This is a genomic window from Streptomyces sp. NPDC004561 (assembly GCF_053602155.1).
Genome location: NZ_JBSGDB010000383.1, coordinates 1 through 8,505, shown reverse-complemented (window position 1 = coordinate 8,505; position 8,505 = coordinate 1). Strand labels below are relative to the sequence as shown.

Annotated in this window: 7 protein-coding genes; 6 read left to right on the top strand and 1 reads right to left on the bottom strand. The window is 71.4% G+C overall.

Annotated features, from left to right (window positions below; all coding sequences use genetic code 11):
- Positions 1 to 11: 11 nt before the first annotated feature.
- The 5 genes from ACWEN3_RS34900 to ACWEN3_RS34880 all read left to right on the top strand — a co-directional run bounded on the left by ACWEN3_RS34900 (position 12) and on the right by ACWEN3_RS34880 (position 5,979).
- Positions 12 to 1,100, top strand: a complete 1,089-nt coding sequence (locus ACWEN3_RS34900; protein WP_452979251.1) for an SIS domain-containing protein — start codon at positions 12 to 14, stop codon at positions 1,098 to 1,100.
- A 96-nt stretch (positions 1,101 to 1,196) separates the two neighbouring features.
- Positions 1,197 to 2,348 carry a mannose-6-phosphate isomerase, class I gene (gene manA, locus ACWEN3_RS34895; protein ID WP_452979249.1) on the top strand — a complete coding sequence of 384 codons (1,152 nt, stop codon included), beginning with the start codon at positions 1,197 to 1,199 and terminating at the stop codon, positions 2,346 to 2,348.
- 140 nt (positions 2,349 to 2,488) lie between these two features.
- Positions 2,489 to 3,469 (top strand): cation diffusion facilitator family transporter, encoded by a 981-nt coding sequence (locus tag ACWEN3_RS34890; RefSeq protein WP_452979246.1) that lies wholly within the window; start codon positions 2,489 to 2,491, stop codon positions 3,467 to 3,469.
- A 292-nt stretch (positions 3,470 to 3,761) separates the two neighbouring features.
- Positions 3,762 to 5,219 (top strand): adenosylhomocysteinase, encoded by a 1,458-nt coding sequence (ahcY, locus tag ACWEN3_RS34885; RefSeq protein ID WP_452979244.1) that lies wholly within the window; start codon positions 3,762 to 3,764, stop codon positions 5,217 to 5,219.
- Between the two features lie 145 nt (positions 5,220 to 5,364).
- A complete protein-coding gene (locus tag ACWEN3_RS34880) occupies positions 5,365 to 5,979 on the top strand; it encodes a hypothetical protein (protein WP_452979241.1) in 615 nt (204 codons plus the stop codon).
- Between the two features lie 76 nt (positions 5,980 to 6,055).
- Here ACWEN3_RS34880 and ACWEN3_RS34875 read toward each other — a convergent pair whose 3' ends face one another.
- A complete protein-coding gene (locus tag ACWEN3_RS34875; protein WP_452979238.1) occupies positions 6,056 to 7,030 on the bottom strand; it encodes an RDD family protein in 975 nt (324 codons plus the stop codon).
- Positions 7,031 to 7,176: 146 nt separating this feature from the next.
- Between ACWEN3_RS34875 and ACWEN3_RS34870 the strand changes: the two genes are divergently transcribed.
- Complete coding sequence (locus ACWEN3_RS34870) at positions 7,177 to 8,181, top strand: stage II sporulation protein M (protein ID WP_452979235.1); 1,005 nt, start codon at positions 7,177 to 7,179, stop codon at positions 8,179 to 8,181.
- The last annotated feature ends 324 nt before the right edge of the window (positions 8,182 to 8,505 follow it).

Here is an 8,505-nt window from a genome sequence, read left to right as displayed (position 1 = left end):
ATCGGCTTCACCTGCTCCGGCTCCAGCGACTCCTGCTGCGCGGCGCAGCGGAGGCCGGCGCCCGCGTCCGTACCGCCGCCCGGCACGCCGTCGAGGCCGGCGTCGGCGAACTCAAGCCCGACGGCCGCCCGCGCGCCGTCCTCATCGCCGGCCCCGGCGCCGCCGCCACCCACACCGCCGACCTCCTCGGCACGATGGCGGGCCCCGGCAGCCCGGTGGTCCGCCTGGCCCCCACCGGCGTCGCCCCGGCCGCGGGAGCCCTGCGCTGGGAGCTTCCCGGCTGGGCCAGCTCCGTGGACCTGCTTCTGATCGCCACCCCGGACGGGACCGAGCCCAGCCTCTCCCTCCTCGCCGACCAGGCCTACCGCCGCGGCGTCTCGGTCGTGGCCGTGGCCCCCGACCGCACCCCGCTGGCCGAGGCGGTCACCGGCGCGCACGGACTGCTCGTACCGATGGCGACGGCCCCCTACGACCAGGAGGAACCGCTCGCCGCGTCCTCCCCGGGCGTCTTCTGGGCCCTGCTGACCCCGCTGCTGGCCCTCCTGGACCGCGTCGGCCTGGTCAACGCGCCGCCGGAGGCCCTGGAGAAGATCGCCGACCGCCTGGACCAGGTCGCCGAGGGCTGCGGCCCCGCCATCGCGACCTACAGCAACCCGGCCAAGACCCTCGCCGCCGAACTCGCCGACGCCCTCCCCGTGGTGTGGACGGAAGGCACCTCGGCGGGCCCGGCGGGCCGCCGGTTCGCCGCCGCCCTCGCCGAACTCGCCGGCCGCCCCGCCGTCGTCGCCGAGCTGCCCGAGGCACTCGCCGCGCACAGCGCCCTGCTGGCCGGCCCACTCGCGGCCAGCGCCGACCCGGAGGACTTCTTCCGCGACCGCGTGGAGGAGGCGCCCGCGCTGCACGCGCGCGTAGTGCTGCTGCGCGACCGCCCTCCCGGCGGCCTCACCGCCGCCCCCGGCGCCCGCGACCTGGCCCTCAGCCACGACACGCCGCTGAGCGAACTCGAACCGGAGGAGGGCGGCGAACTGGAGACCCTCGCGGAACTGATCGCCGTCACGGATTTCGCCGCCGTTTACCTGGCGCTCGCTTCCAGGGCCTGACCTGGCTACGGGCCGGAACAGCCGGGCCCACCTTCGGCACGGCGCCCCGGCCACGGCGCGCCGGCCGAGCAGCGTACCTACGGAGACAGAGAAGACATGGACCGCCTCGACAACACCATCCGCCCCTACGCCTGGGGTTCCCCCACCGCCATCCCGCACCTGCGCGGCGTCGAGCCGACCGGGGAACCCCAGGCGGAGATGTGGATGGGCGCTCACCCCGGCGCCCCGTCGCGCACCGCGCGCGGGACGCTCGTCGACGTCATCGACGCCGATCCGAAGCGTGAGCTGGGCAGCGAGGCGGTCGCGAAGTTCGGTCCGCGGCTGCCGTTCCTGCTGAAGATCCTGGCCGCCGGCGCGCCCCTGTCCCTCCAGGTGCACCCCGACTTGGCGCAGGCCAAGGAGGGTTACGCCGACGAGGAGCGGCGCGGCATCCCCGTGGACGCCCCGTACCGCAACTACAAGGACGCCAACCACAAGCCCGAACTGATCTGCGCACTCACCGAGTTCGACGGCCTGTGCGGCTTCCGCGACCCGGACCGGGCCGCCGACCTGCTCGCCGGGCTCGGCATCGACTCTCTCAAGCCGTACGTCGACCTGCTGCACGCCCGCCCCGAGGACGCGGCCCTGCGCGAGGTCCTCACCGCGATCCTCAGCGCCGACCCCGAGGAGATGGCCCGCACGGTCGCCGAGGTCACCGTCGCCTGCACCCGCCTCGGCGGCGACCACGCCCCCTACGCCGAACTGGCCCACCACTACCCGGGCGACCCCGGCGTCATCGCGGCCATGCTCCTCAACCACGTCCGGCTGCAGCCCGGCGAGGCCCTGTTCCTCGGCGCCGGCATCCCGCACGCCTACATCAGCGGTCTCGGCGTCGAGATCATGGCCAACTCCGACAACGTCCTGCGCTGCGGCCTGACCCCCAAGCACGTCGACGTCCCCGAACTCCTGCGCGTGGTCCGCTTCGAGGCGGGCGACCCGGGCGTGCTGCGCCCCGAGGCGTCCCCGGACGGCGAGGAGGTCTACGAGACGCCGATCGACGAGTTCCGCCTCTCCCGGTACGTCCTGTCCGAGGGCGGCGCCGCCCACGACGTCACCCGCGACACCCCGCAGATCCTGCTCTGCACGGCCGGCTCCGTCCGGGCGGGCGAGCACGAGCTGAGCCCCGGTCAGTCCGTCTTCGTCCCGGCGGACGAGAAGGCCGAGATCTCGGGCACGGGCACCATCTTCCGTGCCACTGTGATCGTATGACCGGAGCTGTGGATACCTGACGCGCCGGCGCCCGGCCGGGCTGCAAGAATGGCCCACCGGCAAAGGCCGGGCAAAGCCGGGCCACGCCCGGACGGCGTGGACGGACGAGCGCGACAGAGGCGAAGGGACAACGCGGACACATGAGCGCGTCAGGCGGTACCAGGGCGATCGTGGCGGCACTCGGCGCCAACCTCGCGATCGCGGCATCGAAGTTCGTGGCGTTCGCGTTCAGCGGCTCCTCCTCGATGCTCGCCGAAGGTGTCCACTCGCTCGCCGACTCCGGCAACCAGTTCCTGCTGCTCATCGGTGGCAAGAGGGCCCAGCGCGAAGCCACCCCGCAGCACCCCTTCGGCTACGGCCGCGAGCGCTTCATCTACGCCTTCCTCGTCTCCATCGTCCTCTTCTCCATCGGCGGCATGTTCGCCATCTACGAGGGCTACGAGAAGATCAGCCACCCCCACAAGCTGGAGAACTGGTACTGGCCGGTGGGCGTCCTCGTCTTCGCGGTGATCGCCGAGGGCTTCTCCTTCCGCACGGCCATCAAGGAGTCCAGCGAGCTGCGCGGCAGCCTGTCCTGGGCCCAGTTCATCCGCCGCGCCAAGGCGCCCGAGCTGCCCGTCGTCCTGCTGGAGGACTTCGGCGCGCTCATCGGTCTGGTCCTGGCCCTCGGCGGCGTCGGCCTCTCCGTACTCACCGGCGACGGCGTCTGGGATGGCATCGGCACCGTCTGCATCGGTGTCCTTCTTGTCATGATCGCCCTGGTCCTCGCCGCCGAGACCAAGTCGCTGCTGCTCGGCGAGTCCGCGGGCACCGAGGACGTCCGGAAGATCGAGACCGCGATCGTCGACGGCGACACGGTCACCGCCGTCATCCACATGCGCACGCTGCACCTCGGCCCCGAGGAACTGCTGATCGCCGCCAAGATCGCCGTCCAGCACGACGACACGGCGGCCGAGGTGGCCAACGCCATCAACGCGGCCGAGGCCCGGATCCGCGCCGCCGTCCCCATCGCCCGCGTCATCTACCTGGAACCGGACATCTACAGCGAGGCCGAGGCCGCCAAGGGCCCGGACCCGGAGGCGACCCCCGGCGGCCCCAACCCGCACGCCGTCGGCCACTGACCCACCCCGCGCCGCGCCCACGGAGCCCGGCGTTCCCCTCCGAACGGACCGAAGCGTGCTGAGGCGGACTGGGACGAGAGGGTCCTCCGGTGTAGCTTGGGACGGAGCCAGACGTCGCTGCTGATGGCGGTCGGGCGGTCCGGCAAGGACCGACCGAGGGAGAGAGGGCCTCCGACGGACTGCGCTGCGCGCACGTGGGCATGCCAGTGTCCTCTTCTCGGGCACCCGTGTGTCCGCCGCCGCGCAGACCAGCCGTACCCACCCTCGACCCGATACCGAGGAGCAGCTCTCAATGACGACTGTCGACAGCCGACAGGACTTCAAGGTCGCCGACCTCTCGCTGGCCGAGTTCGGCCGCAAGGAGATCACCCTCGCCGAGCACGAGATGCCCGGCCTGATGTCGATCCGCAAGGAGTACGCCGAGGCCCAGCCCCTCGCCGGCGCCCGCATCACCGGCTCCCTGCACATGACCGTGCAGACCGCCGTGCTCATCGAGACCCTGGCCGCCCTCGGCGCCCAGGTCCGCTGGGCCTCCTGCAACATCTTCTCCACCCAGGACCACGCGGCCGCCGCCATCGCAGTCGGCCCGAACGGCACGCCAGACAACCCGCAGGGCATCCCGGTCTTCGCCTGGAAGGGCGAGACCCTGGAGGAGTACTGGTGGTGCACCGAGCAGGCGCTCACCTGGCCCGACAGCGCCACCGGCGGCCCGAACATGATCCTGGACGACGGTGGCGACGCCACCCTCCTCGTCCACAAGGGCGTCGAGTACGAGAAGGCCGGTGAGGTCCCCGCCCTGGAGACCGCCGAGTCCGACGAACACCGCGTCATCCTCCAGCTGCTGCACCGCACCATCACGGACGGCTCGCAGAAGTGGACCCAGCTGGCCTCCGAGATCCGCGGTGTCACCGAGGAGACCACCACCGGCGTCCACCGCCTGTACGAGATGCAGCGCGACGGCGTCCTCCTCTTCCCGGCGATCAACGTCAACGACGCCGTCACCAAGTCGAAGTTCGACAACAAGTACGGCTGCCGCCACTCCCTGGTCGACGGCATCAACCGCGCCACCGACGTCCTCATCGGCGGCAAGACCGCCGTCGTCTGCGGCTACGGCGACGTCGGCAAGGGCTGCGCCGAGTCCCTGCGGGGCCAGGGCGCCCGCGTGATCGTCACCGAGATCGACCCGATCTGCGCCCTGCAGGCGGCGATGGACGGCTACCAGGTCACAACCCTGGACGAGGTCGTCGACAAGGCCGACATCTTCGTCACCACGACCGGCAACAAGGACATCATCATGGCCTCGGACATGGCCAAGATGAAGCACCAGGCGATCGTCGGCAACATCGGCCACTTCGACAACGAGATCGACATGGCCGGCCTCGCCAAGGTCCCCGGCATCGTCAAGGACGAGGTCAAGCCGCAGGTCCACACCTGGACCTTCCCGGACGGCAAGAAGATCATCGTGCTGTCCGAGGGCCGCCTGCTGAACCTGGGCAACGCCACCGGCCACCCGTCGTTCGTGATGTCCAACTCCTTCGCGGACCAGACCCTGGCCCAGATCGAGCTGTTCACCAAGCCCGACGAGTACCCGACCGGCGTCTACGTGCTGCCCAAGCACCTCGACGAGAAGGTCGCCCGTCTCCACCTCGACTCGCTCGGCGTGAAGCTCACCAAGCTGCGCCCGGAGCAGGCCGCGTACATCGGCGTGGAGGTCGACGGCCCGTTCAAGTCGGACCACTACCGCTACTGAGCCGCTTCCCGCGTCTCACGCAGGTCCTCCGAGGCAGGCCCCCGCACCCCCGTGCCGGGGGCCTGCCCCTTTGGCCGGTCCGGCCCTCACGAACCCCGGACCGGCGCGCGGAGGCGACCCGAGCCCGTCACGACCCAGGACCCCCATGCCCCGCGGCCGCTATTCGCTCCACGATCCGCACGATCACACCCCCCTCGGAGAAGAACACTTCCAGTGCGCCCCCGGCCCGTCCGGCTGGCGCTACGTCTCCGAGCTGACGACCCCCGCCGGAGACCACCGCGGTTCGGTCGACCTCGCCCTCGACGAGCTCGGCCGCCCCATCCGCCTCGAACTCCACGCGGGCGGCTGGCAGGTGCGCGGTGCCGCCCTCGAAGGCGTCACCTGGGTCCGCACGGACCCCACCGGCACCGATGCCACCGAAGGCAATGTGCGCGCCCACGCCTTCACCGGCACGTCCCCCGCGTTCCTCGTCGCCACCACTCGTCTGCTGCGCCTCACCCCTTCCTCCGCCGCGACCCGCGTACGCCTCGTGGCCTTCACGGACCCGGTCCTCGCCCCCCGCACCGTGGACCAGTCCTGGGCCCTGGTGAACAGCGAAGCACACGCCACTGACAGCGGCCCTCTGACCGTGGACGAATACCAGGTCACAGCCCTGGACACCGGCGAACGGCACACCGTCCACATCGCCGGCGACGTCGTGCTGGCCGCGCCCGGGATCGAGCTGGAGGACCTTCAGTCACCGCCCTCGGCGTTCGGCTGAGAACACCGCGGGCCGGAGCGGGAACAGGGACGCAGGAGCCGCCGACCGAGGCGCCGGCGACGGAGACGCGGCCGGCCTACGCCGGCGGCGCGAACCCGGTGGCCGGACGGTCGGCCGCCGGGGGCTCGTCCCGCGGCAAGGCGGCCGACGGAGCGACAGGAGCCTGCGGCGGGGCGACCGCCTGGTGCTGAGTCCAGCTCCCATGATCGGCAGGCCGAGGAGAAGTGGACTGCGGCCGCTCCGGCACCGGAGGCGCGGACGCGGCCGGTGCACCGGGCTCCGCCCCGGAAGGCGCGACACCGCCCGCGCCGAACGCCTGCCGGGCCTCACGCGACTGCCGCTCGTGCACCACGGCCGCGAGGAAAGCGGCCGGAGGGAGATCCTGCGGCAGCGGCGCGCCCGTCCGCGCGGCGAGGTCGGCCGCGAACCGTTGTGCCATACCCCAGGAGACCTGCGGATCCAGCTGCGGCATCCGCGTCAGGTACTGGCGCACGGCGAGCCACAGCCCGTCCGGAACGGCCGACAGGTCCAGCCCGGCGAACCGCCCCGCCAGCCCCGGAGGCGGAGGCGGAACGAGCCCGGCCGGGCCCACCGGTATCCGCTCGCGCACCACCAGGGTCCCCGAGAACACATCCCCGAGCCGTCGCCCCCGCGCCGACACCAGCGAGGCGATGCAGGCCACGACCCCGAACGTCATCAGAATCTCGACCACACCGATCGCACCCCGTACCAGCGCGTGCCGGAACCGGATCGGCCCGCCGTCGTCCCGCACGACCCGGAGCCCGAGCGCCAGCTTCCCCAGCGACCGGCCATGGCTGAGGGTCTCCACCGCGATCGGCCCACCCACCAGCACCAGCAGGAGCGACGCCACCGACAGCGCCATCTGGGCGGCGTCGTCCAGGGAGGCCGTCGACACCACCAGCGCCACGCTCACGCCGATGTACACGACCATGGCCACCGCCAGGTCGAGCAGCACGGCCAATGCCCTGCTCGGCAGCTTCGCGGGCAGCAGTTCGAGCGCCACCGCCTCGCCCGTCACCAGCTCGCTCACGCCCGCCCGTCCTTCCCCTGGTCCGCCCCTTGAACAGCAAGTCTGCCAAGCTGTGGGCGCGTCGCGCGCCAGTACGACAAGCTGACAGCAATCACGAGCATCCAACACGAGCAGTCGGCGACCATGCCGAGGAGCAGGCAGACCCGATGGACCTGGACGTCTTCGTCTCCGCACACCGAGCCGAATGGGACCGCCTCGACGCCCTGCTCGGCCGGCGCCGCCTCAGCGGCGCCGAAGTCGACGAACTCGTCACCCTCTACCAGCGCACCGCCACGCACCTCTCCCTCGTCCAGTCCAGCGCCCCCGACCCGCAACTGACAGGACGGCTCAGCCAACTCGTGGCACGCGCGCGCAGCGCCGTCACCGGGGCGCGCCGCGCCTCATGGCGCGACGTCACGCACTTCCTGGGCCACGGCTTCCCGGCCGTCGTCTACCGAACGCGCCACTGGTGGGTCCCCACGGCACTCGTGTCCACCGCCGTCGCGATCCTCCTGGGCTGGTGGATCGGCGCCCACCCGGAGGTGCAGTCGACCATCGCGGCCCCCGGCCAGCTGCGCGAGCTGACCCGGCCCGGTGGTGAGTACGAGACCTACTACTCCAGCCACCCGGCGGCCTCGTTCGCCGCCCAGGTGTGGACGAACAATGCCCGGGCCGCCGCGATGTGCCTGGTCCTGGGCGTCTTCCTGGGCCTGCCCGTTCTCCTGATCCTTCTCGAGAACATGCTCAACCTCGGTGTCGGCCTCGGCCTGATGTCCTCCGCCGGCCGCCTCGACACCTTCCTGGGCCTGATCCTGCCGCACGGTCTGCTCGAACTGACCGCGGTCTTCGTCGCCGCCGGCACCGGCCTGCGCCTGGGCTGGACCGTCATAGACCCCGGCCCCCGCACCAGGCGCGCCGCGCTCGCGGAGGAGGGCCGCGCCGCGGTCGGCATGGCGATCGGCCTCGCCCTTGTCCTGTTCGTCTCCGGCGCCATCGAAGGCTTTGTCACCCCGTCCGGCCTGCCCACATGGGCCCGTATCGGTATCGGGGTCGCGGCCGAGCTGGCATTCCTGGCGTACGTCTATGTCCTGGGCGGCCGCGCGGCGCGCGCGGGCGAGACGGGCGATCTTGAAGAGGCGGACCGTAGCTCCGCCGTGCCCACCGCCGCGTGATGTGCGTACGACCCCTGTGAGCTGCTAGTCTCCTCTTCGCCCCGCAAGAGCCGTTGACACGGAAGGCGTGGGGAGGTAGATTCAAACAGTTGCCTAGAACTGGACAAGTCCGGTGGCGACCGTTAAGCTCTACGAGCTTCCAAGAAGTCGCTATCGACATTTCAAAGAAGCATCCTCCCGATTACTCAGAAATGAGCGGCCGGTCAGACCGGCCAAGAACTTCTGATAAAGTCGGAACCGCCGGAAAGGGAAACGCGAGAGCGGGAACCTGGAAAGCACCGAGGAAATCGGATCGAGAAAAGATCTGATAGAGTCGGAAACACC